At 69.4% G+C, this 26,568-nt stretch carries 26 protein-coding genes; 8 read left to right on the top strand and 18 right to left on the bottom strand.

From position 1 onward, the window contains the following. Positions 1-223: 223 nt before the first annotated feature. The 5 genes from DS843_RS26715 to DS843_RS26735 all read right to left on the bottom strand — a co-directional run bounded on the left by DS843_RS26715 (position 224) and on the right by DS843_RS26735 (position 4,951). The gene (locus tag DS843_RS26715; RefSeq protein WP_149471870.1) at positions 224-811 is read right to left on the bottom strand and encodes a hypothetical protein; all 588 of its coding nucleotides are present in this window, start codon (positions 809-811) and stop codon (positions 224-226) included. 94 nt (positions 812-905) lie between these two features. Next, positions 906-1,880, bottom strand: a complete 975-nt coding sequence (locus tag DS843_RS26720) for an Hsp33 family molecular chaperone (protein WP_149471871.1) — start codon at positions 1,878-1,880, stop codon at positions 906-908. A 68-nt stretch (positions 1,881-1,948) separates the two neighbouring features. Continuing rightward, a complete protein-coding gene (gene argF / locus DS843_RS26725) occupies positions 1,949-2,863 on the bottom strand; it encodes an ornithine carbamoyltransferase (RefSeq protein ID WP_149471872.1) in 915 nt (304 codons plus the stop codon). Next, entirely contained in the window at positions 2,863-4,017 is a 1,155-nt protein-coding gene (locus DS843_RS26730; RefSeq protein WP_149471873.1) for an aspartate aminotransferase family protein, read from the bottom strand. Before DS843_RS26730 ends, argF begins: the two co-directional genes overlap by 1 nt. Before the next feature lie 130 nt (positions 4,018-4,147). Next, entirely contained in the window at positions 4,148-4,951 is an 804-nt protein-coding gene (locus DS843_RS26735) for an ABC transporter permease (RefSeq protein ID WP_149471874.1), read from the bottom strand. Between the two features lie 80 nt (positions 4,952-5,031). Here DS843_RS26735 and DS843_RS26740 point away from each other — a divergent pair, with 80 nt between their 5' ends. Beyond that, positions 5,032-5,592: a regulatory protein RecX gene (locus DS843_RS26740; protein WP_149471875.1), complete on the top strand. Its 561-nt coding sequence runs from the start codon at positions 5,032-5,034 to the stop codon at positions 5,590-5,592. Positions 5,593-5,678: 86 nt separating this feature from the next. Next, positions 5,679-6,452, top strand: a complete 774-nt coding sequence (locus tag DS843_RS26745) for a hypothetical protein (protein ID WP_286192343.1) — start codon at positions 5,679-5,681, stop codon at positions 6,450-6,452. 195 nt (positions 6,453-6,647) lie between these two features. Here the strand turns inward: DS843_RS26745 and rpmB are convergent, their stop codons facing one another. The 5 genes from rpmB to DS843_RS26770 all read right to left on the bottom strand — a co-directional run bounded on the left by rpmB (position 6,648) and on the right by DS843_RS26770 (position 11,735). Further along, positions 6,648-6,950, bottom strand: coding sequence for a 50S ribosomal protein L28 (gene rpmB, locus DS843_RS26750; RefSeq protein WP_149471876.1), 303 nt, complete (start codon positions 6,948-6,950; stop codon positions 6,648-6,650). Positions 6,951-7,114: 164 nt separating this feature from the next. Continuing rightward, positions 7,115-8,005, bottom strand: coding sequence for a hypothetical protein (locus DS843_RS26755; RefSeq protein WP_167525481.1), 891 nt, complete (start codon positions 8,003-8,005; stop codon positions 7,115-7,117). A gap of 196 nt (positions 8,006-8,201) precedes the next feature. Then, a complete protein-coding gene (meaB, locus tag DS843_RS26760) occupies positions 8,202-9,206 on the bottom strand; it encodes a methylmalonyl Co-A mutase-associated GTPase MeaB (RefSeq protein ID WP_149471877.1) in 1,005 nt (334 codons plus the stop codon). Positions 9,207-9,272: 66 nt separating this feature from the next. Further along, positions 9,273-9,830, bottom strand: a complete 558-nt coding sequence (locus tag DS843_RS26765; protein ID WP_149471878.1) for a biliverdin-producing heme oxygenase — start codon at positions 9,828-9,830, stop codon at positions 9,273-9,275. A gap of 42 nt (positions 9,831-9,872) precedes the next feature. Continuing rightward, entirely contained in the window at positions 9,873-11,735 is a 1,863-nt protein-coding gene (locus DS843_RS26770; protein WP_149471879.1) for an ABCB family ABC transporter ATP-binding protein/permease, read from the bottom strand. 247 nt (positions 11,736-11,982) lie between these two features. Between DS843_RS26770 and DS843_RS26775 the strand changes: the two genes are divergently transcribed. After that, the gene (locus tag DS843_RS26775) at positions 11,983-13,956 is read left to right on the top strand and encodes a methyl-accepting chemotaxis protein (RefSeq protein ID WP_286192344.1); all 1,974 of its coding nucleotides are present in this window, start codon (positions 11,983-11,985) and stop codon (positions 13,954-13,956) included. A gap of 189 nt (positions 13,957-14,145) precedes the next feature. On the opposite strand, the gene DS843_RS26780 is transcribed toward DS843_RS26775, so the two are convergent. The 3 genes from DS843_RS26780 to DS843_RS26790 all read right to left on the bottom strand — a co-directional run bounded on the left by DS843_RS26780 (position 14,146) and on the right by DS843_RS26790 (position 15,771). Further along, the gene (locus tag DS843_RS26780; protein WP_149471880.1) at positions 14,146-14,607 is read right to left on the bottom strand and encodes an SH3 domain-containing protein; all 462 of its coding nucleotides are present in this window, start codon (positions 14,605-14,607) and stop codon (positions 14,146-14,148) included. A gap of 115 nt (positions 14,608-14,722) precedes the next feature. Then, on the bottom strand, positions 14,723-15,061 hold the full coding sequence (locus DS843_RS26785; RefSeq protein ID WP_208852332.1) for an AzlD domain-containing protein: 339 nt from the start codon (positions 15,059-15,061) through the stop codon (positions 14,723-14,725). Beyond that, the gene (locus tag DS843_RS26790) at positions 15,058-15,771 is read right to left on the bottom strand and encodes an AzlC family ABC transporter permease (RefSeq protein WP_149471881.1); all 714 of its coding nucleotides are present in this window, start codon (positions 15,769-15,771) and stop codon (positions 15,058-15,060) included. The genes DS843_RS26785 and DS843_RS26790 overlap by 4 nt, the downstream gene beginning before the upstream one ends. A 211-nt stretch (positions 15,772-15,982) precedes the next feature. Between DS843_RS26790 and DS843_RS26795 the strand changes: the two genes are divergently transcribed. Next, entirely contained in the window at positions 15,983-16,870 is an 888-nt protein-coding gene (locus DS843_RS26795) for a phytanoyl-CoA dioxygenase family protein (RefSeq protein WP_149471882.1), read from the top strand. A 70-nt stretch (positions 16,871-16,940) separates the two neighbouring features. Further along, entirely contained in the window at positions 16,941-17,600 is a 660-nt protein-coding gene (gene trhA, locus DS843_RS26800) for a PAQR family membrane homeostasis protein TrhA (protein WP_149471883.1), read from the top strand. Between the two features lie 53 nt (positions 17,601-17,653). Here the strand turns inward: trhA and clpB are convergent, their stop codons facing one another. Further along, the gene (gene clpB, locus DS843_RS26805; protein WP_149471884.1) at positions 17,654-20,299 is read right to left on the bottom strand and encodes an ATP-dependent chaperone ClpB; all 2,646 of its coding nucleotides are present in this window, start codon (positions 20,297-20,299) and stop codon (positions 17,654-17,656) included. A 238-nt stretch (positions 20,300-20,537) separates the two neighbouring features. On the opposite strand from clpB, the gene DS843_RS26810 reads away from it, so the two are divergent. Together DS843_RS26810 and DS843_RS26815 are read left to right on the top strand one after the other, a co-directional pair. Then, the gene (locus DS843_RS26810) at positions 20,538-21,092 is read left to right on the top strand and encodes an NUDIX domain-containing protein (protein WP_149471885.1); all 555 of its coding nucleotides are present in this window, start codon (positions 20,538-20,540) and stop codon (positions 21,090-21,092) included. 57 nt (positions 21,093-21,149) lie between these two features. Next, positions 21,150-21,944, top strand: coding sequence for an MOSC domain-containing protein (locus DS843_RS26815; protein WP_149471886.1), 795 nt, complete (start codon positions 21,150-21,152; stop codon positions 21,942-21,944). An 85-nt stretch (positions 21,945-22,029) separates the two neighbouring features. On the opposite strand, the gene DS843_RS26820 is transcribed toward DS843_RS26815, so the two are convergent. Both DS843_RS26820 and prmC read right to left on the bottom strand, forming a co-directional pair. Next, positions 22,030-22,458 (bottom strand): DUF4167 domain-containing protein, encoded by a 429-nt coding sequence (locus DS843_RS26820; protein WP_149471887.1) that lies wholly within the window; start codon positions 22,456-22,458, stop codon positions 22,030-22,032. 286 nt (positions 22,459-22,744) lie between these two features. Further along, positions 22,745-23,599 (bottom strand): peptide chain release factor N(5)-glutamine methyltransferase, encoded by an 855-nt coding sequence (prmC, locus tag DS843_RS26825; RefSeq protein WP_149471888.1) that lies wholly within the window; start codon positions 23,597-23,599, stop codon positions 22,745-22,747. Positions 23,600-23,718: 119 nt separating this feature from the next. Between prmC and DS843_RS26830 the strand changes: the two genes are divergently transcribed. Continuing rightward, positions 23,719-24,081 (top strand): endonuclease domain-containing protein, encoded by a 363-nt coding sequence (locus tag DS843_RS26830; protein ID WP_149471889.1) that lies wholly within the window; start codon positions 23,719-23,721, stop codon positions 24,079-24,081. Between the two features lie 9 nt (positions 24,082-24,090). Here DS843_RS26830 and prfA read toward each other — a convergent pair whose 3' ends face one another. Both prfA and hemA read right to left on the bottom strand, forming a co-directional pair. After that, positions 24,091-25,164, bottom strand: a complete 1,074-nt coding sequence (prfA, locus tag DS843_RS26835) for a peptide chain release factor 1 (protein WP_149471890.1) — start codon at positions 25,162-25,164, stop codon at positions 24,091-24,093. Next, positions 25,139-26,452 carry a glutamyl-tRNA reductase gene (hemA, locus tag DS843_RS26840; protein ID WP_149471891.1) on the bottom strand — a complete coding sequence of 438 codons (1,314 nt, stop codon included), beginning with the start codon at positions 26,450-26,452 and terminating at the stop codon, positions 25,139-25,141. Before hemA ends, prfA begins: the two co-directional genes overlap by 26 nt. Positions 26,453-26,568 lie beyond the last annotated feature (116 nt).

The raw sequence follows: 26,568 nt of genomic DNA on the forward strand, positions 1-26,568 counted from the left end.
CAGCGCTTGATCCCAGCGCGCCGCGGCTCGCCCGACACATCGCCGACCCGCCCAGACGACGAACACGCCAGACCGAAACCATGCCGGCTCCTTTCATAAGGAGACAAGCATGTTAGCGCCTATGCCCTTCCCTCCCCCGCTTCGCAGGAGAGGGAGATTGTCCCCTCCCCTGCGAAGCGGGGGAGGGTCAGGGAGGGGGCAAAACTTCCCTACCGCCGGAACGTTACCGCCGCACCATCGGCGCCAGATCCTTGCGGATGCCCGCGTCCAGCCGGGCGTTCAGATCGTCCATCAGGCGGCGGACGAGATCCTGCAGGGTCGCCTCGCGGTCGGCCAGGGAGATGTTCTCCGGCACCGTGGTCGACTGGGTCACGGTCGCCTTGGTCATGCCGCGGAAGGTGGTTTCGCCGGGGACCTCGCCGCCGATCTCGACCTCGATCCGGCCGTCGTAGCGCTGGGCCTGATCGTTGGTGAAATAGCCCTTCACCCCGCCGGTCTTGGGAAGCTGGACCTCCACGATGGTGGCATCGCGGATAGTGACGCGCACACGGCCCGGCCCGCCCGCGGCCTGCAGCCGCTCGCCGGCCCAGCGGCGCACCGCCTCGGCGGGCGGAACGGGAATGCGCTGGTCGACGGCGGCGCCGGCGGGACGGCGGGCGTCCACCACGTCGATGCCGCCCGCGCTCAGGACGATCGGGCCGAAGTTGGAATAGTCGATGGGCCGGGGCGCCGGACGCGGCGGCGTGCTCTGGCAGGCCGTCAGGGCCAGGGTGGCGACGGCGGCGGCGAGAACGAGACGGCGGGTGGGCATGATCGCTCCGGTTGGGCAAGACGTCGAGAGAACGAAGAACGGCGCGGCACTATAGCCGCGCCGTCCTCCCGACGCATCCGGAACCTGGAGCCCCTTACTTCGCCGTGCCGTAGACCCGGTCCAGGTCCGCGTCGTCGAAGTGATAGGCGGTGGAGCAGAACTGGCAGACCACCTCGACCCGCCCGTCGTCGATCTTCAGGCTCTGCACCTCGTCCCGCGGCAGGCGGGACAGCATGTCCGACACCCGCTCGCGCGAGCAGCGGCAGCCGAAGCGCAGGGCCTTGGGCTGCCACACCCGCACGCCGTCCTCGTGGAACAGGCGGAACAGCAGGTCGCGGGCCGGCAGGTCCGGGTCCAGAAGCTCGTCGCCGGTGGTGCTGGACAGCAGGACCATGGCGCGGCGCCACGCGTCCTCGTCGCCGGAGCCGAGCACCTTTTCCGTGGCGTCCTGCGGCAGGCGCTGGATCATGATGCCGCCGGCCCGCCAGCCGCCCTTGCCGCCGTCCGGCAGGGTTTCCTGGTCCACCGACACGGTCAGGCCGGTGTCGATCTGCTCCGACTGGCGGAAATAATGCTGCACACAGTCGGCCAGCGTCTTGCCGTACAGCTCCACGATGCCCTGGTACCGCTCGGTGTTCGGCCCCTGGTCCACGGTGAAGGCGATGTGGCCCTTGCCCAGCAGGGCCGGTGCCGGGGCGATGGCCACGTCGTCGGCGGCCTTGGTCAGCGCCGCCTCGTCATACTGGGCGTAGGCGCGGATGTCGCCGACCGAGGTGATGTCCGCCACCATCAGCCGGATCGGCCCGTCGCCCTTGGTCTGGAGCGTGAAGATGCCGTCGTATTTCAGCATGCTGGACAGCAGCATGGCGAGCGTCATCGTCTCCGCCAGGAAGCGGGCGACCGGTTCCGGATAGGCGTGGCGGGTCAGGATTTCGTCCAGCGCGGGCCCCAGCTTCACCATGCGGCCGCGCAGGCGCGACGCCTCGATCTGGAAGGGCAGAACGAGATCGTCGGCGATCGGTTGGACGGAAGGATCGTCCATCATGTCCTCGAAGTTACGACAGGGCATGGCCCGGCGCCGCCATCCCGTTCGTCACGGGTGGCGGCGCCGGGCCATGGCGTTTGTTCCAAGTGCCTTTAGATAGTGGCGCCGAGGCACCATGCCAGTATGGCCTTCTGGGCGTGCAGGCGATTTTCCGCCTCGTCCCAGACGACCGAATGCCGGCCGTCGATCACCCCGTCGGTCACTTCCTCCCCGCGGTGGGCGGGCAGGCAGTGCATGAACAGGGCATCCGGGGCGGCGAGCGCCATCAGCGCCTCGTTCACCTGATAGGGCGACAGGATCGCCGCCCGCTCGTCCACGTCGGTGTTGTGCATGGAGGCCCAGGCGTCGGTGACCACGCAGTCGGCGCCGCGCACGGCCTCCTCCGGCGAGGTGGTGACGGTGATCCGCCCGCCTTCCCGCTTCACCCAGTCCAGCAGTTCCGCCGACGGTCCGTAGGCTTCCGGGCAGCCCAGCCGGATCTCCACGCCGAAGCGCACCGCCGCGTGGACCCAGCTCACCGCCACGTTGTTCACGTCGCCGATCCAGGCCACCGTGCGCCCCTCGATGGGCCCGCGATGCTCCTCGAAGGTCATCACGTCGGCCATGATCTGGCAGGGGTGCGACTGGTCGGTCAGGCCGTTGATGATCGGCACCGAGGCGAACTCGGCCAGCTCGTGCACACGCTCCTCGCCCATGGTGCGGACCATCACCGCGTCCACGTAGCGGGACAGCACGCGGGCGGTGTCGCCGATGGTCTCGCCGCGGCCGAGCTGCATGTCGTCGGGCTTCAGCAGCACCACGTCGCCGCCGAGCTGGCGCATGCCCACCTCGAACGACACGCGGGTGCGGGTGGAGGGCTTCTCGAAGATCATCGCCAGCGTGCGGCCCGCGAACAGCGAGCGGTAGGCGGGGATGTCCTTCTTGATGGTCGCGGCCATGTCCAGGATCTGGCGCAGGGTCGCCGTGTCCAGCCGGTCGATGTCGAGGAAATGACGAACGGCGGGCATCACACCAACTCCTTCGCGGTCTTGGAGAGGATGGCCACGGCCTCCTCCACCTCGGCATCGCCGATGTTCAGCGGCGGCAGAAGCCGGACCACATTGTCACCCGCCGGAACGGACAGCAGTCCGTTGGCGCGCAGTTTCGCCACCACGTCGCCGACCGCCGGGCCGCAGACGAGTCCCAGCATCAGCCCCTGGCCGCGCACGGCCTTGAACACCGACGGGTTCTCGGCCACGAGGCCGGCCAAACGCTCCTGGAGCAGACCGCCGACGCGCTGCACGCTGTCGAGGAAGCCCGGCTCCAGCACCTTGTCCAGGACGGCGTTGCCGACCGCGGTGGCCAGCGGGTTGCCGCCGTAGGTCGAGCCGTGGGTGCCGGCGGTCATGCCCGACGCGGCCTTTTCCGTGGCGAGGCAGGCGCCCAGCGGGAAACCGCCGCCGATGCCCTTCGCCACCGCCATGACGTCCGGCGTGATGCCGGCCCATTCATGGGCGAACAGCTTGCCGGTGCGGCCCATGCCGCACTGGATCTCGTCCAGGAACAGCAGCAGCCCGTGCTCGTCGCAGATCTGCCGCAGGCCGCGCAGGAACTCCACCGAGCCGGCCCTGATGCCGCCTTCGCCCTGGATCGGCTCCAGGCAGATGCCGGCGGTCCGGTCGGTCACGGCGTTGCGCACCGCCTCCAGATCGCCGAAGGGCACGAGGTCGAACCCGTCGAGCAGCGGGCCGAAGCCCTTGATCAGCTTCTCCTGCTGCGCGGCGGACACGGCGGCCAGGGTGCGCCCGTGGAAGGCCTGCTCGAAGGTGATGATGCGGGTGCGGGCCTTGTCGCCCTTCTCATAATGATACTTGCGGATCAGCTTGGCGCCGCATTCCCACGCCTCGGCGCCCGAGTTCGTGAAGAACACGGTGTCGGCGAAAGTGGCGTCGGTCAGCCGCTTGGCGAGGCTCTCCTGCCCGGCGACCCGGAACAGGTTGGAGGTGTGCCATAGCTTGTTCGCCTGCGCGGTCAGCGCCTCGACCAGATAGGGGTTCGCGTGGCCGAGGACGTTCACCGCCACCCCGGCGGCGAAATCCAGGAATCGTCGCCCGTCGGTCGCGTACAGATACGGACCTTCGCCGCGCTCGAACACGATGTCGGCGCGGGCATATGTGGGCATGACGACCGGAATCACAGCGAAAACCTCCGAATGAGGAAAGCCCGGCGGACACCCATGCCCGCCGGGAAGCGACGAATATCGAGAGATCACTTCATCCTGTCAACGTATTGGCCGCTGAGAAGCCGCGGATTTACGCCTTCAGCTTGTAGCCCGTCTTCAGCATCCGCCAGGCCAGCCACCACAAGGTGCCGTTGACGGCCAGCATGACGATAATCCCGATCCCCAGCGTGCCGTCCGACCGCCCGATGAAGCCGTAGCGGAAGCCGTCGATCATGTAGAAGAACGGGTCGAAATGGGCAATCCACCAGAAGACCGGCGGCAGCGTCTCCACCGAATAGAAGGTGCCGGACAGGAAGGACAGCGGCGTGACCACGAAGTTGGTCACCGCCGCGATGTTGTCGAACTTCTCCGACCAGATGCCGCCGACCAGCCCCAGAAGCGACAGCAGCATGGAGGCCATCAGGGCGTGGAAGATGACGAATTCCGGATGCGCGATGCGCACCGGCACGAAGGCCCAGATCGCCAGCCCGGTGACCAGCCCGACCAGAAGGCCGCGCGTCACCCCGCCCATGACGAAGCCGAAGGCCAGCTCCAGCGGGGCCATCGGCGGCATCAGGATGTCCACGATGTTGCCCTGGACCTTCGCGATCACCACGGAGGAGGAGGTGTTGGCGAAGGCGTTCTGGACCATCGCCATCATGATCAGGCCGGGCGCCAGGAATTCCAGATAGGGCACCGTGCCGATCATCCGCACCGCACCGCCCAGCGCCAGCGCGAAGACGGCGTAGAACAGCAGCGTGGTGACCACGGGCGCCCAGACCGTCTGCTGGTGCACCTTCAGGAACCGGCGCACCTCGCGGGCGTAGAGGGTCCAAAGGCCGATCCAGTTGACGGCGCCGACCCGGCGGGGCATGGGAGGAAGAGGATGAGTCATCGCACCACGATTCACAGGAACGGACCGGACTTTAGGGCGCCCCGCCCGTTCCGGCAACCGCCCCCGGACGGGAGACAGCCATGACGCGCGACCAGCCGCCGGCTCGCAAGCCGCCGCGCCGCGTGACCGCCCAGTATCTGGAGAACGCGGCCCTGCACTATCTCCAGCGATTCGCCAGCTCCTCGGCCAGCCTGCGCCGCGTGCTGATGCGCAAGGTGGACCGTTCCGCCCAGGCCCACGGCACCGACCCGGCGGAGGGGGCGCGCTGGGTCGAGGACCTGATCGCCCGCTACCAGCGCAGCGGCCTGCTCAACGACGTGGCCTACGCCGAGATGCGCGCGGCCAGCCTGCACCGCCGCGGCACCTCGACCCGCGCCATCCGCGAGAAGCTGTCCGCCAAGGGAATCGGGCGCGACGAGGCCGACCGCGCGCTGGAGTCGCTGGACGAGGAGGTCGAGGGCGACCTGAACCTGACCGCCGCCCTGGCGCTGGCCCGCCGCCGCCGTCTCGGCCCCTACCGCCTGCCGGAAAAGCGCGCGGAGTTCCGCGACAAGGATCTGGCGGCGCTGGGGCGCGCCGGATTCGCCTACGACATCGCCCGGCGGGTGGTGGACGCCGAGGACCCCGACTCGGTGGAGTAACCCCGTCCCTTCCCCGGTCCATCCCGGCGGTTCAGCTGTTGACCGGCAAACGCCTTTGGGTACGCCACCGGTTGGGGAAACAGACAATGCGCCACGCCGCCCTCGCGGGCCTCACCCTCGCCGCCGGGCTGCTCGCCGCCGCCGGGACCGCCCGCGCGCAGGACGACAAGCGCATGGCGCTGTCGTCGGAGTTGCCGATCACCGTCGAGGATGCCGCCGCCATCGAGAAGGGCAGCGTCGACGTGAAGGTTCGCGCCTTCTTCGAGCGGCTGAAGGGGGACGGCGGGCGCAACCGCCTGTCCTTCGACCCGGAACTCCAGGTCGGCGTGGCCAACGGCTTGGCGCTGAAGGTCAATCCCGGCTACCGCGTGGGCAACGCCGACGACGCGCAGCAGGGCGACGTCAAGCTGTCCGCCGAATACAACATCCGCGAACCGTCGCAGGGACGGCTGGGCATCTCGGTAGAGCCGCTGGTCAGCATCCCCTACGGATCGGGGAGCAAGACGACCGAGGCCGGGATCACCGGACGGCTGACCCAGCCGCTCGGCACCGCCGCCAGCGCGCCGCGCCTGCACGCCAACCTGTCCTGGCGGCATCTGTTCGATCCGGCGTCGGACGAGCGCGAGAACCGCTTCATCATGGCCGCCGGGATGAACGCCCCGGTCGGCCCCGCCACCGCCGTCGCCTTCGACGTGGTGCGCGAGCAGTCGCAGGAACGCGGCAAGGCCGACAATTTCGTGGAGGCCGGCGTCCGGCATCTCGTCGGCGAAAACCTCGCCGTGGGCGCCGGGGTCGGCATTGGATTCGGTCCCGATTCGCCGCGCTACCGGCTTCTGCTGGGCGTGCAGCGGTCGTTCTAAGGCGGCATCCGGACACGACAAAACGCGCGCAAAGCCTTTCGGCGATGCGCGCGACACTCTCAACCGGGGTTCGGTACAACCGAGAGTCGGAGTCGTCCTGGTGTGGGGCTTGCACCCGACCGCGGAGTTTGCCGCCCCGCGGTCACCTTCACCAGAATCGCCTGGACGCACTCCGGCGCGCCCAGGCGGTCGGCCTCAGGCCGCGGCGGCCTGCTGCTTGTCCTGGGCCTTGGCGATGCGGCGCTTCAGGCGGCGCGCATCCAGGCTGAGGACCTCATCCTTCGCGTCGAGCAGGAAGGCGTCGAGACCGCCCTTGTGCTCGATCGAACGGATCGCGTTGGTGGAGATACGCAGGCGCACCATCTGACCCAGAGCATCGCTCAGCAGCGCGGTTTCCTGCAGGTTCGGCTGGAAACGGCGGCGGGTCTTGTTGTTGGCGTGGCTGACGTTGTTGCCAAACTGCGTGCCCTTACCGGTCACGGAGCACCGACGTGCCATCGGACTGATCCTTTATTTTAGCAAATGAAACCCGGTCCCGGGCAGCATTCCGCCCGAAGGAGGCGGCGTTATAGTCGAACAAGCGCGCGCCCGTCAAGGAAGGAAGAGACGGGCGCGCGCCCGACCGTCAGTCCCCGGGCCGGCGGGGACCGCGATCCGGTGAATCACTCGGCGGCGGGAGCCGCGGATTTCACTTCGGCCTTGGGCGATTCGGCGGCCTTGGGCGATTCGGCGGCCTTGGGCGATTCGGCGGCCTTGGGCGATTCGGCTTTTGGCGATTCCGGCTTGGCCGTTTCGGTCTTGGCCGCTTCGGTCTTGGCCACCTCGACCTTCGGGGCCTCGGCCTTCCTTTCCTCGGCCTTAGGGGCTTCGGCCTTGGGAGCCGGGGCGGGAGCCGCCTCGACCTTCGGAGCCTCGACCTTGGGCGCCTCGGCCTTCACGGCCACGGGCACGGGCACGGGCTTCGCCGGCTCCGCCTTCGGCGCGGGCGCTTCGGCCTTCGGGGCGGCGGTCTTGGCCGGAGCCTTGCGGGGCGCCGGGGCCTTCTTCGCCGCAGGGGCGGGAGCCGGCTCGGCCTTGACGGGCTCGGGCTTGACGGGCTCGGCCTTCACCTCGGCCTTGGGGACTTCAGCCTTCGGGGCAGGCACCGGAGCCGCGACCGGAGCGGCCTTGGGAGCGGGCGATTCGGCCTTCGGGGCGGAAGCCGCCACGGGAAGCACGCTCAGCTCGGCGGCGATCCTGGAGGAGACGTCCAGGACGGTCTGCACCTGGTTGACCACCCGGGCCTGGGCGACGGACGCCCATTCGCGCTGCACGGCGACGAGGTCCGCCGGGCTGCGCACCTTGGCGAATTCACCCGCAATGTGGGTCGTCTCGCCGATGCCGGCGGTCACGCCGTCCAGCAGGCGGCGGCAGCCGTCCTGCACCACACCGGCGACGCGGGTGGAACGGGCGGCGTAGGTTTCGGCGCTCAGCTTGCCCAGCGGCGCCAAGGCCAGCGGCCCCACCGCCAGCGGATTGAAGCGCTCGAAGAGATCCAGAAAATTGGCGGTCATGTCCAAAAGTCTCCCGTTGACGACTCGACGCGGAGGCGGTTTCGGACAAGTCAACTCCGGCTCATACCCCAGGAGACTGCGGGCAAACCCCTCGCCCAAGCGCCACGAAGGCACTCCTTTCCCGCCCATGCCACCTTATGCACGGGAAAATCGCAGCGCAACAAAAAATGTTGCGGTGCAGCATACCCGAAAGGACCTACTCCACCGGGCGCCCGAGGAACTTTTCAAGCAGACCGCGTGCGGCGGCGGTGGGGGTGACGGCGCCACCGGTCACGCGGGCTTCCAGCTCCGCCAGATCGGCGCGCACGGCGGGATGCGCCTTGAAGGCGTCCACCAGCGTCTCGCGGATCTCGCTCCACAGCCACGCGCGGGCCTGCTCGGCGCGGCGCGCGGCGCGGACGCCGGACGCCTCGGTGATGGCCTTGTGCTCCCCGATGGTGTCCCAGACCGCGTCGATGCCGGCCCTGGTGATGGCGGAGCAGCTCAACACCGGCACGCGCCAGTCGCCGTGGCGCAGCAGGGTCAGGGCGTGGCGATAGTCCGCGACGGTATGCCGCGCCGTGGCGGCGAGGTCGCCGTCCGCCTTGTTGACGACGACGAGGTCGGCCAGCTCGACAATGCCCTTCTTGATGCCCTGAAGCTCGTCGCCCCCGGCGGGCAGCAGCAGAAGCATGAACAGATCGACCATATCGGCCACCGCGGTTTCCGACTGGCCGACGCCCACCGTCTCCACCACGATCACCTCGAATCCCGCCGCCTCGCAGATCAGCATGGCCTCGCGCGTGCGGCGGGCCACGCCGCCCAGGGTGGCGCCCGCGGGCGAGGGGCGGATGAAGGCGTTCGGCTCGCGCGACAGGTCCACCATGCGCGTCTTGTCGCCCAGGATGGAGCCGCCGGTGCGCTGCGACGACGGGTCGATGGCCAGAACCGCCACCTTGTGCCCCCGCGCGATGACATGCTGCCCGAACGCCTCGATGAAGGTGGACTTGCCCACCCCCGGCACGCCGGAAATGCCCACCCGCACCGAGTTGCCGGTGTGGGGCAGCAGCGCCTCCAGCAGGGCGTCGGCCTGGGCGCGGTGGTCGCGCCGGGTCGATTCGATCAGCGTGATGGCGCGGGCGAGCGCGCGGCGGTCACCCCGCAGCACCGCGTCGGCGAGCGCGGCGGGGGTGTTGAGGGCGGAAGCGGGGGCGGTCGTCATGGCAGGAACCTAGCGGGCGCGGCGGGCGCGGTGAAGCCCCTTGCGTCGATCCGCGCGCCCAGGTGGTCAGACGGCCTCCGGAACCAGCCCGTCGAGCCAGACCTCCAGCGCGGCGAACAGGGCCACCGCCGTGGCGCAGGCCGCCTGGGCCGACTCGGGCGTGGCGAGGTCGCTTTCCAGCCGGGCCAGCAGCGCCCTCCATCGCCCCACCATGTCGATCCCGGCGGACGCCAGGAAGCGCGCCCCCCGCGCGGCGTCGAAGCCCAGCGCGCGGGTGACGTTGGGCAGCATCGCCCGCCCGCCGTGGGCCGATCCGTCCAGCACATAGCGCGCCGCCAGCCGCGCCGGATGGCTGTCCAGCGCCGGGAGCGATCCGGCCACCGGCAGCGCGTCCGCGTCCACCCCCAGATCGGCCAGATCGGCGCGCAGCAACTCCAACCGTTCGGCCCCCTCCCCCAGCGCCCGCTCGATGGGGGCGTTGAAGCCGTGCAGGGCGATCAGGGCGGCGCGGTATTCGTCCACGGTGATCGCCGGGCTGGTCAGCGGGCGCAGGACCGCCGCGCGGTCCAGCCGTTCATGGATGTCGCGGGTCGCCTCGCGCAGCGCCTGCCGTACCGGTCCCAAAGGGATGCTCCGTCGTGATGATTGGATCAGGTGGGAAAGGGTTCAGGTGGGGGCAAGGACTTCCGGAACCGGCTCCGGACCCTGCGAGGATTCCTGCTGGCGCGCCCACAACGCGGCGTAGGCGCCGCCACGGGACAGAAGCTCCAGATGCCGCCCGCGCTCGATCACACGTCCGGCCTCCATCACCAGGATCTCGTCGGCGTCGATCACGGTGGACAGGCGGTGTGCGATCACCAGCGTGGTGCGGCCCCGGCTGACCTCGCGCAGATTGGCCTGGATCTCCCGCTCGGTGTGGGTGTCCAGCGCCGAGGTCGCCTCGTCGAACAGCAGGATCGCCGGGTTCTTCAGGATGGTGCGGGCGATGGCGACGCGCTGCTTCTCGCCGCCGGACAGCTTCAGCCCGCGCTCCCCCACCGTGGTCTCGTAGCCGTCGGGAAGCGCCATGATGAACGTGTGGATGTGGGCCAGCCGTGCCGCCTGCTCGACCTCCGCCGGGGTGGCGCCGGGGCGGCCGTAGGCGATGTTGTAATAGATGGTGTCGTTGAACAGCACCGTGTCCTGCGGGACGATGCCGATGGCGCCGCGCAGCGATTGCTGGGTCACCGCGCGGATGTCCTGCCCATCGATCAGGATGCGCCCGCCCGACACGTCGTAGAAGCGGAACAGCAGCCGCCCGATGGTCGATTTGCCCGCCCCGGACGGGCCGACGATGGCGACCGTCCGCCCGGCGGGCACCGTGAAGTCCACGCCCTTCAGGATCGGGCGGCGCGGATCGTAACCGAATTTCACCCCCTCGAACCGCAGTTCGCCGCCCGTGATCGCCAGCGCGGGGGCGCCGGGCCGGTCGGCCACCTCGCGGTCCACCGACAGCAAGGTCACCATGGATTCCACGTCGATCAACGCCTGCTTGATCTCGCGGTACACCACCCCGAAGAAGTTCAGCGGCTGGTAGAGCTGGAGCAGGTAGGTGTTCACCAGCACGAAGTCGCCCAGAGTCATCGTGCCGTTGACGATTCCGCGCGCCGCCATGCCCATGACCACCGCCAGACCCAGCGAGATGATCGCCGACTGGCCGATGTTCAGGAGCGACAGGCTGCGCTGGCTCTTGACCGCCGCCTCTTCATAGGAGGCCAGCGCCTGATCGTAGCGCCGGGCCTCGTGCGCCTCGTTCCCGAAATACTTGACGGTCTCGTAGTTCAGCAGGCTGTCCACCGCCTTGGTGTTGGCCTTGCTGTCGGTCTCGTTCATGGCGCGGCGGAACTGGATGCGCCATTCCGACACGAAGAAGGTGTAGGCGATGTAGCCCGCCACCGTGGCGAAGGTCGCCAGCGCGAACCAGCCGTCGAACATCCGCCACAGGATCACGCAGACCAGCGTGATCTCCACCAGAGTCGGCACGATGGAGAACAGGGCGTAGCGCAGCAGGGTCTCGATGGCGCGGGTGCCGCGCTCCAGCGAGCGGGTCAGGCCGCCGGTCTGCCGCTCCAGATGGAAACGCAGCGACAGGGCGTGCAGATGCTGGAAGACCGACAGGGCGACCTTGCGGATCGTGCGCTGCGCCACGTTGGCGAACACCGCGTCGCGCAGCTCCGCGAAGACCAGCGACATCACCCGCGCCAGACCATAGGCGACGATCAGCCCCAGCGGGATCGTCACCAGCGCCCCGGCGTCGCCGCCGGGCGACAGCGCGTCCACCGCCTGCTTGTAGAAGATCGGCACCCAGACGTTCGCCACCTTGGCGCCGACCAGCAGCACCAGGGCAACGACCACCCGCAGCTTCGTCTCGAACGAATCGCGCGGCCACAGATAGGGCACGAGCGACCGCAGCGCCGCCATGTCGCCGGTGCTGGACGCGGCCTCCGCATAGGTCGGGGCCGGGCTGGGGTTGCTGGTGCGGCGGCGCATGGAGGAGTCCGATGGATGGAGCGGTTGGAAAGGGCGGCTGCCCTAACCTAGAGCCATAACCGCTTCCAACCAAGGAAGACGCGCCGTGCGTGGGCTGCATGGCGTCAGCGCCGCGAAGGCGCTCCACACGCTTTGCGTGAGTTCATCGCCCAAAAATTGCACGCGGACGAATGGATGAAACCGTACTAGACTTATTGCCTATCTCCGTTGGCGAGGGCTGCGGAGCGATAGCCGCATAGGTCCGAACGTGCTGAGAAACCTTTCCCTGACCGCCAAACTGTCCCTGCTGAACGTGGTGGGGCTGTTCATCCTGGCCATCGTCCTGACGCTGGCCTCCAGCCGCGTGCTGAGCGAGCGCAGCGCCGCCGCCGCGCAGGAGCAGCGGGAGCGCGGCATGGCGCTGGCGCACATGCTCGTGCAACAGAACGGGGACGGCTACAGCCTGCGCGACGGCGCCCTCTACGCCGGATCGGTGCGGCTCGACGGCGACACCCGGACGGTGGACCGCATCCACGACCTGACGGGCGGCTCCGCCACGCTGTTCCGCGGCGACACCCGCGTGGCGACCACCGTGCTGAACGCCGACGGCAGCCGGGCCAACGGCACGAAGCTGGCCGCCGGGCCGGTCTACGACGCCGTTCTGACGCAGCGCAAGCCCTACCGCGGCGAGGCGGACATCCTGGGCGAGCGCTACTTCACCGCCTACGACCCGCTGTTCGATGCGTCCGGTTCGGTGGTCGGCATCCTGTTCGTCGGGCTGAAGCGGGCCGAGGTGCTGAAGGTGGTGGATGAGGTGGAGCGCACCATCCTGGTGGTGGCGCCGCTGGTCACGCTGGCCTTCGGTCTGGTCAGCTTCTTCCTGGTCCGCCGCCAGATGGGCGCGGTTCGGGCGATGAGCGCGACCATGCACGACCTCGCCGCCGACAAGCTGGACGTCGCCGTTCCCGGCCTCGGCCGCGGTGACGAGATCGGGCAGATGGCGCAGGCGGTGCAGGTGTTCAAGGACAACGCCATCCAGAAGAAGGCGATGGACGAGGCCGAGCGCGAGCGTCTGGGGGCCGAACGCCGCGCCGAGGAGGCCGAGCGCGCCCGCGAGAAGGCGATCGGCGAGGAGATCGCCGCGCTGATCGACGGCGTGTCCAAGGGCGACCTGTCGCGCCGCCTCGACCTGACCGGCAAGGATGGCTTCTACAAGACCATGTCGCAGGGCATCAACCGCCTGACCGACACGGTGGAAACCGTCATCGCCGACCTCGGCGCGGTGCTCGGCGCGCTCGCCCAGGGCGACCTCAACAAGCGGGTGGAGCGCGACTACCAGGGCGCCTTCCAGACGCTGAAGACCGACGTCAACGCCACTTCCGCCAAGCTGGGCGAGATCGTCGGGCAGATCACCCAGGCGGCGGACGCCATCGCCTCGGCGGCGGGAGAGGTTTCCGTCGGCTCCTCCGACCTTGCCGAGCGGACGGAGCAGCAGGCGTCCTCGCTGGAGGAAACGGCGGCGAGCATGGAGGAGCTGGGCGCCACGGTGCGCTCCAACGCCGACAACGCCCAACGCGCCAACGGCATGGCCACCGACGCCCGAAGCGCCGCGGAATCCGGCGGAACGGTCGCGAATTCGGCCATCGAGGCGATGATGCGCATCGAGGCGTCCAGCCGCCGGATCACCGACATCATCGGGGTGATCGACGAGATCGCCTTCCAGACCAACCTGCTGGCGCTCAACGCCGCGGTCGAGGCGGCGCGGGCCGGCGACGCGGGCCGCGGCTTCGCCGTGGTGGCCCAGGAGGTGCGCAACCTCGCCCAGCGCTCCGCCCAGGCGTCCAAGGAGATCAAGGGGCTGATCCTGGACAGCGACGCCCAGGTCAAGGACGGGGTGGAACTGGTCAAGAAGGCCGGCGACGCGCTGGAGGGCATCGTGTCGGGCGTCCAGCAGGTCGCCGGGCTGATCGCCGAGATGGCCTCGGCGTCGAGCGAGCAGGCCGCGGCGCTGGACGAGATCAACGCCACCGTCTCGCAGATGGACGAGATGACCCAGAAGAACGCCGCCCTCGTCGAGGAAACCACTGCGGCGGCCCAGGCGATGGCCGGTCAGGCCAACGACCTGAAGGGGTTGATCGGCTTCTTCAAACTGGACCCGCGCACCGTGACGACGTCTTCGCCGAGTGTCGCTCGGGCGGCCAAGCGCCGCGTCAACGGGGAGGACGCCTGGAGGGAGTTCTGAGGATTGAAGTCGTCGTTGCCCCCTCCCTAACCCTCCCCCCGCTCTCGGCGGACCGAAGGTCCGCCTGCCGCGTCAGCGCAAACCAAAGGTTTGCGCGAGAGCTACGAGGTGGAGGGGACGGACGCCGCTTCGCACAAGGCACCCTCTCCCTCGAAGAGGGGGAGGGCCGGGGAGGGGGCAAGCCCCGCCTCAGTTCGCGATCGGCGCCGCCTCGATCTTACGGCGCGGTGCGGCCTTGATCGAGGGGCCGGCGTTGTCCTCCGGCTTGGCGACGGTGGTCGTCGTGCCGCGGGCGGTCTGGACCGGGGCGCTGCCGCGCAGGCGGAGCAGGTGCAGCCGGACATAGGCGGTCGATCCCGCCGCCTGGACCGCCATCCAGTCGGTGCCGCGGGCGCGGCCCAGGACCTTCAGCGGCTGGCCGGGCGGGAGGGAGGCGACGATGGGCGCGCCGTTGCTCGGCTGGGACCGCAGCGGGGTGGCCTTGTCGGTTTCCCACTCGCCGGACACGGACTCGAGCCCGGACGGGGAAGCGGTGGCGGTCCCCTGCACCACGGGCGCGCGGGTGGTCCGCTCGCCCGTCTGGCAGGCGGTCAGCATCACCGCGCAGGCCACGGCGAGGGAGACGGGAACGAGGCGCAGGCGTCTGGTCATCACGGACACTGTCGGGTAGCCCTTTCGATAAGGCGACCATACAGGATGCGCCCCCACCCGCGCCACCGCGCCGCAGCAAGACCGCTATGCACAGTTTGTGGCAGGAAAGTGGCCCTCAGCCGAGCACGCCCAACTGCCAGACGAGGAAGACCCCAAGCGCCACGGCGATGGTGAGAAGCTGCTTTCCCGTTGCCACGCAGACCGCCACGGCGGCCAGCGCGCCGACCAGTTGCGGGTTCTGCCAGGTCAGCTCCAGCCCCGCGCCGCTCGGCGACAGGATCATCGGCACGATGATGGCGGTCAGGACGGTGACCGGAACGAAGCCCAGCGCCTGCTTCAGCAGCGGGGGGAAGACCACGCGGTCGCCCAGGACGAACAGCGCCGCCTTCACGAAGACGGTGACCGCCGCCATGCCCAGGATCATGACGGTGTTGGTCAGGACGGACCCGGTCATGCCGCTTCCTCCTTCAGCCCTCCGGCCCGCCAGCGCTGCAGGACCATCCCCACCGTCACGCCGGCCACCACCGCCGCCATCAGCCCCAGCTTGTAGGGAACGTCCTGCCCCAGATAGGCCACGGTCCCCGCCGCCACCGCCGCCGCGAAATTCGGCAGGCTGGCGAGCTGCGGGACGACGATGGCGATGAAGGTGGCGACCATCGCGAAATCCAGACCGAGCGACTGGAGCTGCGGAAAGGCCGCGCCGAACATCAGCCCGACCAGGGTCCAGAACTGCCAGTTCGCGTACATCGACAGGCAGGAGCCCAGGAAATACCAGTGCCCCAACGGCGCCCGCGGGTGCCGGGCGTAATAGCCGGCCATCACCGCGAAGGTCTCGTCCGTCATGAGGAAGCCCAGAGCCCAGCGCCAGCGCGCCGGAAGATGGACGACGTGCGGCAGCAGCGCGGCGGCGTAGAGCGCGTGGCGCAGGTTCACGATCAGGGTGGTCAGCCAGATCACCGCCAGCCCGGCGTGCCCGGCCACCAGCCCCAGCGCGATGAACTGGCTGGAGCCCGCGAAGACCGTCAGGGACATGAGCTGCCCCTGCCACGCCGCCAGCGGCCCGGCGGCCACCAGCGTGCCGAAGATCACCCCGAAGGGCGCCGCGCCGATCACCATCGGCAGGGTGTCGCGGGCGCCGGCGGTGAAGCTGGATCGTCTGGTCATGATCGTTCTGGGGCGTTTCCGGAACAGCGTCGGGTTGCGGACCATAGCGCTGCGAAGTTCCGCATGCCCGCATTTTATTGTCCGGGAGACAAGTCCGCCCGGTCCGCTCCGCGCGAAATGCCGCACACGAACAGACGGGAACAATTCCCGCATACGATGTATTCTATCGGAAACTTCCCATCGTCGCGCGTTTCCCCGGGAGCCTGCTCGCGTGAAGACTCCGTTCAACAACAAAGCCCGCTGGATCGACGATGTCATCTGGCACCAGATCCCGCGCCTGAAGATCGAACCGCGGCGCAGGATCGCCGCCTCCCTGGTGGCTCCCTTCCGGCCCCGCACCCCCGGCTTCAATCCGTCGGAACGTGCGCTGACCCTCAAGACCCAGTTGGAGACGCGCGGCTACACCGACGCCTTCCGCCTGATGACCGACGAGCAGGTGGCGGAGATGCGCCGCTACTTCGAGCAGCAGCCCTGCTTCGACGGCGGCCACCGGCAATACGGGTCCTTCACCATCGACAAGGTTCCGGCGCCGGAAATTCAGATGGGCCGCTTCGTCGAGGAGCAGTTCCTGGCCGCCCCCCACCTGCTGGACACGATCAACCATCCGCTCGTCCTGGAGGTCGCGGAGGCGTTCCACGGCTGCAAGCCGACGATCGACGGCATGTCGGTGTGGTGGTCGCTGGCGCGGCCCAACCCGCCGATGATGACGCAGAAGTACCACCGGGACTACAATCAGGTCCGCCATTTCAAGATGTTCCTGTACCTGACGGACACGGACATGGGCGGCGGACCGCACATCTATGTCCCGGCGTCGCAGCACGGAAACGAGCTGCTGGAACGGCGCAGCCATTCCGACGAGGAGATCGAGGCGACCTACGGGCCATCGGCCCCCGTCGCGCTGACCGGGCGGGCGGGCGACTGCTTCCTGGCCGACAACATCGGCATGCACAAGGCCCTGCAGCCGACGCACAGCGACCGGTTGATCGTCGTCACCGAATACACGCTGCTGCGCAACCGGTTCGGCCCGTTGACGCCGGTGCTGCCGAATCCGGACCGCCGCTACGACCCCTACGTCAACCGGGTGTACCTGCGGAGTTAGCGCGTCCGGTGGGACCGGTGCGCCGGGGGGAGGGCTTTCCATCCGCCCGCCTTTCCGGCACGCTGACTCCATGAAACCCGATCCCAGCTTCGAGTTTCCCGTCCGCACGGCGGGGGAGCATGCGGCGGACGCGGTTGTCCACGCCATCGGCGTGATCGCCGGTCTGATCGGCGCGTCCTGGCTGCTGGTCGTGACGGCGGGGCACGTCTCCGCCACCGAGATGGTGTCGCTGGCGGCCTACGGCGCCGGGCTGGTCGGCATGCTGAGCGCGTCGGCCGCCTACAATCTGGCCCCGCCGGGGCGGCGCAAGGCGGTGCTGCGGCGGATCGACCATGCGATGATCTATGTGATGATCGCCGGAAGCTACACCCCCTTCACCCTGAACCGGCTGGACGGCGCCGCGGGAATCCCGCTGGGCGTGGCGGTGTGGGTGGTGGCGCTGGGTGGGGTGGCGCTGAAGCTGTTCGCCTCCTGGCGGTACGAACGGCTGGGCTTCGTCCTCTATCTGGGGCTCGGCTGGGCCATCCTGTCGGTGGCCGAACCGCTGTGGCGGTCGCTGGCCCCGGAAACGCTGCTTCTGCTGTCGGTGGGCGGGGTGGTCTACACGGTGGGCGCCTTCATCCACACGATGGACCGCCTGCCCTACAACATCCCGGTCTGGCATGCGCTGGTCGTCATCGCGGCCTCCTGCCACTTCGCCGCCGTCGCGCGGGAATTCGTGGTGACATGAGGGTGGTGACATGAAGGACGAGGGGCCTCGCGAAAGGCCCCCCGCGGATTCCATCAATGCACGGTCGTCACAGGCTGGGTAGCGCCGTTGCCGGTCTGGGCGCTGCGCACCTGGGCCGAAACGGGCAGGCCGTCGATGGTCAGCTCGCCGCCCTCGGCCCCCACCTTGACCGTCTGGCCATCGGCGATGCGGCCTTCCAGGATCATGGTGGCCAGCGGGTTCTGAAGCTCCCGCTGGATCACCCGCTTCAGCGGACGCGCGCCGTAGACCGGGTCGTAGCCGGCCTCGGCCAGCCATTCCGTCGCCGCCCCGTCCACCTCCAGCGTGATGTCGCGGTCGGCCAGCATGCGGACCAGCCGGCCCAACTGGATCGTCACGATCCCGCCCATGTGGCTGCGGTCCAGCCGGTGGAACAGCAGGATCTCGTCCAGCCGGTTCAGGAATTCCGGCCGGAAGTGGGCGCGCACCACCTCCATCACCTCGTCGCGCACGGCGCCGCTGTCCTGGCCTTCCGGCTGGGCCGCCAGGATCTCGGAGCCGAGGTTCGAGGTCATGATGATGACCACGTTGCGGAAATCCACCGTCCGCCCCTGCCCGTCCGTCAGGCGCCCGTCGTCCAGCACCTGGAGCAGCACGTTGAAGACGTCCGGATGGGCCTTCTCCACCTCGTCGAACAGGACGACCTGATAGGGCCGGCGGCGCACCGCCTCGGTCAGCGCCCCGCCCTCCTCGTAGCCGACATAGCCCGGAGGCGCGCCGATCATGCGGGCGACGGAGTGCTTCTCCATGTATTCCGACATGTCGAGCCGGACCATGGCCGTCTCGTCGTCGAACAGGAATTCGGCCAGCGCCTTGGTCAGCTCCGTCTTGCCGACGCCGGTCGGCCCGAGGAACAGGAAGGAGCCGATGGGCCGGTTGGGGTCCTGCAAACCGGCGCGGGCGCGGCGGACGGCGTTGGAGACCGCCACGATGGCCTCGTCCTGCCCGATCACGCGGGTCTTCAGGCGGGTTTCCATCGCCAGCAGCTTTTCCCGCTCGCCGGCCAGCATCTTGTCCACCGGAACGCCGGTCCAGCGGCTGACCACGGCGGCGATGTCGCTGTCGCGCACCTCCTCGTTCAGCATGCGGTTGGCCGTGCTTTCCTCCGCGGCCTTCAGCCTCTTCTCCAGGTCCGGGATGACGCCGTAGGCCAGTTCGCCGGCGCGGCCCCAGTTGCCGTCGCGCTGGGCCTGCTCCAGCTCGGTGCGGGCCTTCTCCAGGTCCTCCTTGATCTTCTGCGCGCCCTGGAGCTGGTCCTTCTCGGCCTGCCACTTGGCGGTCAGCTCGGCGGATTCCTGCTCCAGGTCGGCCAGTTCGCCTTCCAGGTTGGCGAGCCGGGCGCGCGAGGCGTCGTCGGATTCGCGCTTCAGCGCCTCCCGCTCGATCTTGAGCTGGATGATGCGGCGGTCCAGCTCGTCGATGTTCTCCGGCTTGCTGTCCACGGCCATGCGCAGGCGGCTGGCCGCCTCGTCGATCAGGTCGATGGCCTTGTCGGGCAGGAAGCGGTCGGTGATGTAGCGGTTCGACAGGGTCGCCGCCGACACGATGGCGCCGTCGGTGATGCGCACGCCGTGGTGCACCTCGTACCGCTCCTTCAGGCCGCGCAGGATGGAGATGGTGTCCTCCACCGTCGGTTCCGGCACGAAGACGGGTTGGAAGCGCCGGGCCAGCGCGGCGTCCTTCTCGATATGCTTGCGGTATTCGTCCAGCGTGGTGGCGCCGACGCAGTGCAACTCGCCGCGCGCCAGCGCGGGCTTCAGCATGTTGGAGGCGTCCATGGCGCCGTCCGCCTTGCCGGCCCCGACCAGCGTGTGCAGCTCGTCGATGAAGACGATGATCTCGCCCGCCGCCGCCTGGATTTCCTGGAGCACGGCCTTCAGCCGCTCCTCGAACTCGCCGCGGTACTTGGCGCCGGCCACCATGCCGGCGAGGTCGAGCGACAGCAGCTTCTTGTTCTTCAGCCCTTCCGGCACGTCGCCCTTGACGATGCGCTGGGCGAGTCCCTCCACGATGGCGGTCTTGCCGACGCCCGGCTCGCCGATCAGGACGGGGTTGTTCTTGGTGCGGCGGGCCAGCACCTGGATGGTGCGGCGGATTTCCTCGTCGCGCCCGATGACGGGGTCGAGCTTGCCCTCGCGCGCCGATTCGGTCAGGTCGCGGGTGTATTTCTTCAGCGCGTCATAGCTCTGCTCGGCGCTGGCGGTGTCGGCGGTGCGGCCCTTGCGGACCTCGTTGATCGCGGTGTTGAGCGCCTGCGGGGTGACGCCCGCGCGCTTCAGCACGGTGGCGGAGGGCGTCCCGTCGGCCATGGCGAGCGCCAGCAGGATGCGCTCCGCCGTGACGTAGCTGTCGCCGGCCTTCTTGGCGACCGCCTCGGCCTGCTCGAACACGCGGGACAGTTCCGGAGTCAGGTACACCTGACCGGCGCCGCTGCCTTCCACCTTGGGCTGCTTGTCCAGTTCGGCGTCCACGCCCGACAGCGCCAGCGCGGGGTCGCCGCCGGCCGCACGGATCAGGTTGGCCGCCAAGCCTTCCTTGTCGTCCAGAAGGGTCTTCAGCAGATGTTCCGGCGTCAGCCGCTGATGGCCGCGCCGAAGGGCCAGGGTCTGCGCCGCCTGCACGAAGCCACGGCTGCGCTCGGTGTACTTTTCGAAATCCATGATGTGCTCCCTTCATCGCCGACCGTCCGCGAGGCAGCCCGGTCAGTCCGATCCACGTTACCAGTGCGATCCGCAAGGATGCATGCGTCGCCGTAGATGTGGGAGAGGCCCATTCGTATGCAAGACCCCCCGGCATGCGTGGTTATTGCTTTTGTCGGACCCGCGCCGAATGGGTGACTTTCCGGACCCGGCCGGAAAAGGCTAGGCTTTTCGCCCGAATTCGCGGAACACCCCCTTCATGACGGCGACGCCCACCAGCACCCCGCGCAATCCCTCTCCCACGGCCTTGCGGCCCGCCCTGGCGTCTCCCCTTATGCGGCTGGCCTGGCATGGCCGCAACGTCTGGCATTGGATGGCGCGCCCGCTGACCATGGGGGTGCGGGGGATCATCCTGGACGACTCGGGAGCCGGGGAAGGCGCCGGTGACCGTCCGGCCTCGGTTCTTCTGATCCGACACAGCTATGTCGGCGGCTGGCATTTTCCAGGCGGCGGAGTCGGAAAAGGGGAGAGTCTGGTGGAGGCCATGAAGCGCGAGGTGCGGGAGGAGGTCGGGTTGACGGTGGAAAGCGGCCCGCAGCCCCTCGGCGTCTACGCCCGCTTCCGGCACGGGGCGAGCGACCATGTGGCGGTCTTCGTCGCGCGCGGGTGGTCGGGCACGCCCAGGGCGGACGGGCTGGAAATCCTGGAGGCGCGCTTCTTCCCGCTGGACCGGCTGCCGGAGGACACCTCCCCCGCCACGCGGCGGCGGATCGCCGAGTTCCTGGGAAAGGAACCTTTGGCCGAGCGGTGGTGATGGTTTTCAATTGGGACGGTTGACAGAAGCGAACCGGTCCCACCATTGTGCAATGCAATGACCGCGACCCTCGCCGCCATACGCCGCTATCCCATAAAGGGGCTCAGCGGCCAGGATCTTCCCGCCGTTGACCTCGTCACCGGCCAACCCATTCCTTTTGACCGGCGCTTCGGCCTGCTGCACGGCCCGGCGGCCCTGACCCCGGATGTCGAGGGCTGGCGCCCCAACGAGGATTTCTTCACGCTCGACCGGAACGAGAAGCTGGCGCTGCTCGACACCGAGTTCGAGGAGGCCACCCAGTCGCTGATCATCCGGCGCGGCGGAAAGCAGGTGTCGCGCGGGCGTCTGGACCAGCCGATGGGCCGGATGCTGATCGAGCAGTTCTTCGCCGCCTATCTCGCGGGGGCCGCTCCCGGCCTGCCCAAGCTGGCGGAGGCCAAGGGCACCGCCGAGGGTGGGGGCTGGTCCTTCACCGACCGGGAGGAGGCCGCCGTCTCCATCCTGAACCTCGCCAGCGTGCGCGATCTGGAGGAGCGGGTGGCCAAGCAGCCGGTCGACCCGCGCCGCTTCCGCGCCAACCTGATGATCGACGGGCTGGAGCCCTGGGTGGAGCGCCAGTGGATCGGCGCCCTGCTGACCATCGGCGGCACCACGCTGCGCATCTGCGACCACAAGGATTGCCGCCCGTCCAGCGAGGTCAACCCGGCGACCGGCGCGCGCGACTTCAACACGCTTCCCGTTCTGGAGCGCGGCTACGACCACACGCAGTGCGGCGTCTATGCCCGGGTGGTGCATGGGGGCCGGATCGCGGTGGGCGACCCGGTGTCGCTGTCCGAAGACGCGTCGTCCTGAAGCCGGGTCCTGAAGCCGGAGCGCCGGCTCCAGGACTGACGGAATTCAAACCTTCGGGATTGCCCTTCGGAATTGCCTTCGAGACTCAGGCGTTCAGGGGCGCCCGCTCGTCGGCGGCGCCGTCGGTCTCTTCGCCGACATCGCCAGCGTCCTCATCCTCGGAGAGGCCGGACAGGCTGGGCTGCGGGCCAAGACCGTTGCCGCCGACGTTGCCGCGCTGGCGGTTCTCGGATTCCTGGATCTGGTTGATGATGCGGAAATAATGCTCCGCGTGCTGCAGGTAGTTTTCCGCCTGGACGCGGTCGCCGGACGACGAGGCGTCGCGGGCCAGCGCCAGATACTTCTCGTGAACCTGCCACGCGTTGCCGCGGATGCGCACGTCCGGACCATTGCTGTCGAAGGTCTGGTGACGCAGCGGAACGTTCTGCCGGCGGCTGCCACCGCCGCCACCTCCGCCACCACCGCCGCCGTTGCCACGACCGCGCGAGCGCCTGGAGTTCGGTCCTTGTCTCATTTGGCTCTTATGGCCCCATGTAAGAGAAGTGCAATCCCGCGAACGCCCTGGCTGACCATCCGGTCGCCGGGCCCGCCGCGGAACCAACCGCGGATGGGTCGCAGGGATCAAACCGACGCGCCCAACCGACCAACCGGTCCGCCATCTCGGACGTCCGCCCAACCGCGCGGGGTTTCCGAAGGCCATGGGTATGCCCCGGGATGGTCGTCCCTGGGCCGTCGTCGTACCAGCACCCTACTGGGGACGGCGCGTCAATCCAACCTTTTTTTTGGGGGATAGGGCGATTTCACGCGCCCAACCTCGCGAGGACGCAGCGTTCCACACCGCCCAAATCCCGGAAGACGCCCACCGGCTCCAGCCCCGCGGCGGCCAGCAGTTCCGCCACGTCGGCGGCCTGCCCCTGCCCGACCTCCAGCCCTGCCAGCCCGCCCGGCCGGAGCAGGTCCGGCATCTGCCCGGCGATGATCCGGTAGGCGTCCAGCCCGTCCGTCCCGCCGTCCAGCGCGCGCAGCGGGTCGTGCTCCCGCACTTCCGGGTCCAGGGTGGCGATGTCGGCGCTGGGGATGTAGGGCGGGTTGGAGACGACCACGTCGAACCGCTCGGCCAACCCGGCGCCCCAGTTCCCGGTCTGGAAGCGCGCCCGCTCCGCCAACCCGTTGCGCGCCGCGTTCTCCATGGCGGCGGCGACCGCGCCGGGGCTGAGGTCCACCCCCAGGCCGGTGGCGTCGGGCAATTCCGCCAGCAGCGCCAGCAGGATGCAGCCCGTTCCGGTGCCGAGATCGAGCAGCCGCAGCGGCGCGGTCCGGTCCGGCAGGGATTTCAGCACCGCCTCGACCAGCGTCTCGGTGTCGGGCCGCGGCTCCAGCGTGTCGGGGTTGAGGGCGAGGTCGATCGTCCAGAACTCGCGATGGCCAAGGATGCGCCCCACCGGCTCCCGCGCCGCCCGCCGCGCGACCAGAGCGAGGACGCGGGCCGCGTCGGAGTCGGGGATGGGGTCGTTGGCCTTGATGAACAGGTCCGAGCGGGTGAGGCTCAGCGCGTGTTCGACGAGCAGGCGCGCGTCGAGGTCCGGCGTGTCCACCCCGGCCTCGCGCAGGCTGGATTCGGCGGTGCGGCGGAGTTGGTGAAGCGTGATGGTCATTTTTCCCCCACCCCGGCCCTCCCCCGCTGGGCGGGGGAGGGAGAATGATGCGGCCCCTTGTCCCCTCCCCCGCCCAGCGGGGGAGGGTTAGGGTGGGGGCCTACACAGGCAGGCACACCATGGCCAGAGACCCGACCCTCAAGCTCCGCGCCCGTGACATGCGCACCCAGCCCACGGATGCCGAAAGGGTGTTGTGGCGCTACCTGCGCCAGAGTCAGTTGGGGGGGTGGAGATTCCGCAGGCAACATCCGCTGCCTCCTTACATCCTCGATTTCGCCTGCCTTGACGTGTGTGTCGCCGTCGAAGTCGACGGCGGCCAGCACGCCGATTCCACCTACGACTCCGCTCGGGACGAACATCTGAGACAACACGGCTGGCGGGTCCTGCGCTTTTGGAACAACGACGTGCTGAACAACCCGGAGGGCGTCGCGGCGGCGATCATCGCCGCCATCGGCGGGCCGAAGCTCCCCGAAGAAGAATAACAGACCGCCCTACTGCAATTCCGACAGCCGTGCCGCCTGATCCTCGGCCGTCAGGGCGTCGATCAGCTCGTCCAGCGCTTCGCCCGCCATCACCTTGTCGATCTTGTAGAGCGTCAGGTTGATGCGGTGGTCGGTCACCCGGCCTTGCGGGAAGTTGTAGGTGCGGATGCGCTCCGACCGGTCGCCGGAGCCCACCTGGCTCTTGCGGTCGGCGGCTCGGGCCTTGTCCTTCTCCGCGCGCTCCCGTTCGTAGAGGCGGGCGCGCAGCACCTTCAATGCCTTGGCCTTGTTCTTGTGCTGGCTCTTCTCGTCCTGCTGGCTGACCACGAGGCCGGTCGGCAGGTGGGTGATGCGCACCGCGCTGTCCGTCGTGTTCACCGACTGGCCGCCGGGACCGCTGGAGCGGAACACGTCGATGCGCAGGTCCTTCTCGTCGATGTGGATGTCCACCTCCTCCGCCTCGGGCAGCACCGCGACGGTGGCGGCGGAGGTGTGGATGCGCCCCTGCGTCTCGGTCGCCGGGACCCGCTGCACGCGGTGGACGCCCGATTCGAACTTCAGCCGGGCGAACACGTTGCGCCCGGTGATGTTGGCGATGGCCTCCTTGTAGCCGCCAATGCCGGTCTCGCTGACCTCCATCGTCTCGAACCGCCAGCCGTGCAGCCCGGCGTAGCGGCGGTACATCTCGAACAGCTCCGCGGCGAACAGGGCCGCCTCGTCGCCGCCGGTGCCGGCGCGCACCTCCAGGATGGCGTTCTTCTCGTCCGCCTCGTCCTTGGGCAGAAGGGAAATCTGAACGCGGCGCTCCAGGTCGGGGATGCGGCGGGCGAGGTCGGCGAACTCCTCCTCCGCCAGAGCCTTCATGTCCGGGTCGCCACCGGGGTCGGCGATCATACCGGCGAGGTCGGCGGCCTCCGCCTTCGCCTTCTTCAGCTCCGCGATGGCCTCGGCCACCGGGGTCAGGTCGGCGTATTCCTTCGACAGCCGGGCGAAGTCCGCCGGGTCCACCGTTCCCGCCGCCATCGCGTCCCGCAGCTCGTCATGGCGGGCCACGACCCTATTGAACTTCTCGTCCAGGCTCACGTCGCTCGTCCTTATCCAAATCGCTCCCGACGGGCTCGTCCAGCCGGAACAGCCGGAACAGCAGCCGTTCCGCCGCCGCCCGCTCCGCCAGACCGGCACCGTCCGGGTCCGCCGCCATGGCGCGCAGCGCCTCCGACGGGCCGTGCAGCAGCCGGTTGACCAGCAGCCGGGTCGCCGACGCCGCGTCCAGCCCCCGCTGCTCGTCCAGCAGGCGCCGCCGCTCCGTCTCGAAATGCGTCCGCAGCGCCGCCACGGCGGGCACCGCGGCGCGTTCGGCCCGGTGGCGGGCGAAGGCCGCAACGGCCTCGTCCACGATGGTCCAGGCCGCCTGGGTCGCCGCCTCGCGCCCCACCCGCCCCTGAAGCGCCACGCGCTCCAGGTCGGCGAGGTCGTAGACGAAGGCCTCGTCCAGCCCGGCGACGTCCGGGTCCACGTCGGCGGGGATCGCCGCGTCCACCACGAACACCGGGCGCCGGCGGCGGCGCTTCAACGCCGCCCCCAACTGCTGTGCGGAGAGGATATAGCGCCCCAGACCCGCCGCGGTCACCACGATATCCGCGCCCGCGAGCGCCGAATCGAGATCCGCCCAGGGCGCGAAGTGGCTGTCCATACGCCGCGCCGCCGCTTCGGCCCGGCGGTCCACCGGGGCGGCGACGGTCAGGCGCCCCAGCCCGGCCTCCCGCAACCCCTCCAACACCAGGGCGCCCATGTCGCCCAGCCCCATCAGCAGGCCGGTGCAGCGCTTCAGATCGCCGTGCAGGTCGCGCGCCACCTGGACCGCCGCGGCGACCAGCGATGTGGCGCCCTCCGCGATGGGAGTCTCGCGGCGCACCCGCTTGGCGGCGCCGTAGGCGGCCTGGAGAAGCCCTTCCAGTTCCGGCCCGCTCAGGCCCGCAGCGGCGGCGTGGCGGTGGGCGGCCTTGACCTGCCCCAGGATGTGCGGCTCACCCACGATCTGGCTGTCGAGCGAGCAGGCGACGGCAAAGACGTGCCGCACCGCCGCCGGACCGGTCAGGGTGTAAAGCTGCCCGGCGAGGTCGGTCTCGCTCAGGCCCACCCGCTCCGCCATGATCCCGGCGATGATGAGCGCGGCCTCGTTCGGGCGCTCGTGGACCGCCTGCACCTCCACCCGGTCGCAGGTGCTGAGCCACAGGGCCTGCGCGATTCCGGCGGCGTTCAGCCGCTCCAGCATCGCCGGCACCTCCGCCTCCTCCGTCGTCAGACGGTCGCGGATCGCGCCGGAGCAGGACCGGTGGCTGGCGCCGATGACGAAGTAGGAAGCGGTCACTCTGACTTTGGCCCAGGCCGCGGCACGCCCCACAAGGATCGCGGCACGGCCCACAAGGATGACGGGATTGCCGCGGATTTAAGCACGGATGGCACGGAGCGTCCCTGATTCAATTT

The organism is Roseomonas genomospecies 6 (assembly GCF_008365375.1).
Classification (GTDB): Bacteria; Pseudomonadota; Alphaproteobacteria; order Azospirillales; family Azospirillaceae; genus Azospirillum.

Bases quoted from the DNA above. Each gene is read 5' to 3' on its own strand.
- DS843_RS26735 (WP_149471874.1), bottom strand. From the start codon at position 4,951: ATGACTCATCCTCTTCCTCCCATGCCCCGCCGGGTCGGCGCCGTCAAC.
- DS843_RS26715 (WP_149471870.1), bottom strand. From the start codon at position 811: ATGCCCACCCGCCGTCTCGTTCTCGCCGCCGCCGTCGCCACCCTGGCC.
- rpmB (WP_149471876.1), bottom strand. From the start codon at position 6,950: ATGGCACGTCGGTGCTCCGTGACCGGTAAGGGCACGCAGTTTGGCAAC.
- DS843_RS26790 (WP_149471881.1), bottom strand. From the start codon at position 15,771: ATGACCAGACGATCCAGCTTCACCGCCGGCGCCCGCGACACCCTGCCG.
- argF (WP_149471872.1), bottom strand. From the start codon at position 2,863: ATGCCCGCCGTTCGTCATTTCCTCGACATCGACCGGCTGGACACGGCG.
- DS843_RS26770 (WP_149471879.1), bottom strand. From the start codon at position 11,735: ATGCGCCGCCGCACCAGCAACCCCAGCCCGGCCCCGACCTATGCGGAG.
- DS843_RS26785 (WP_208852332.1), bottom strand. From the start codon at position 15,061: ATGACCGGGTCCGTCCTGACCAACACCGTCATGATCCTGGGCATGGCG.
- prmC (WP_149471888.1), bottom strand. From the start codon at position 23,599: ATGACCATCACGCTTCACCAACTCCGCCGCACCGCCGAATCCAGCCTG.
- DS843_RS26755 (WP_167525481.1), bottom strand. From the start codon at position 8,005: ATGACCGCCAATTTTCTGGATCTCTTCGAGCGCTTCAATCCGCTGGCG.
- DS843_RS26780 (WP_149471880.1), bottom strand. From the start codon at position 14,607: ATGACCAGACGCCTGCGCCTCGTTCCCGTCTCCCTCGCCGTGGCCTGC.
- DS843_RS26820 (WP_149471887.1), bottom strand. From the start codon at position 22,458: ATGAGACAAGGACCGAACTCCAGGCGCTCGCGCGGTCGTGGCAACGGC.
- DS843_RS26740 (WP_149471875.1), top strand. From the start codon at position 5,032: ATGACGCGCGACCAGCCGCCGGCTCGCAAGCCGCCGCGCCGCGTGACC.
- DS843_RS26720 (WP_149471871.1), bottom strand. From the start codon at position 1,880: ATGCCCTGTCGTAACTTCGAGGACATGATGGACGATCCTTCCGTCCAA.
- DS843_RS26730 (WP_149471873.1), bottom strand. From the start codon at position 4,017: ATGCCCACATATGCCCGCGCCGACATCGTGTTCGAGCGCGGCGAAGGT.
- DS843_RS26745 (WP_286192343.1), top strand. From the start codon at position 5,679: ATGCGCCACGCCGCCCTCGCGGGCCTCACCCTCGCCGCCGGGCTGCTC.
- DS843_RS26815 (WP_149471886.1), top strand. From the start codon at position 21,150: ATGACCGCGACCCTCGCCGCCATACGCCGCTATCCCATAAAGGGGCTC.
- clpB (WP_149471884.1), bottom strand. From the start codon at position 20,299: ATGGATTTCGAAAAGTACACCGAGCGCAGCCGTGGCTTCGTGCAGGCG.
- trhA (WP_149471883.1), top strand. From the start codon at position 16,941: ATGAAACCCGATCCCAGCTTCGAGTTTCCCGTCCGCACGGCGGGGGAG.
- DS843_RS26810 (WP_149471885.1), top strand. From the start codon at position 20,538: ATGACGGCGACGCCCACCAGCACCCCGCGCAATCCCTCTCCCACGGCC.
- DS843_RS26830 (WP_149471889.1), top strand. From the start codon at position 23,719: ATGGCCAGAGACCCGACCCTCAAGCTCCGCGCCCGTGACATGCGCACC.
- meaB (WP_149471877.1), bottom strand. From the start codon at position 9,206: ATGACGACCGCCCCCGCTTCCGCCCTCAACACCCCCGCCGCGCTCGCC.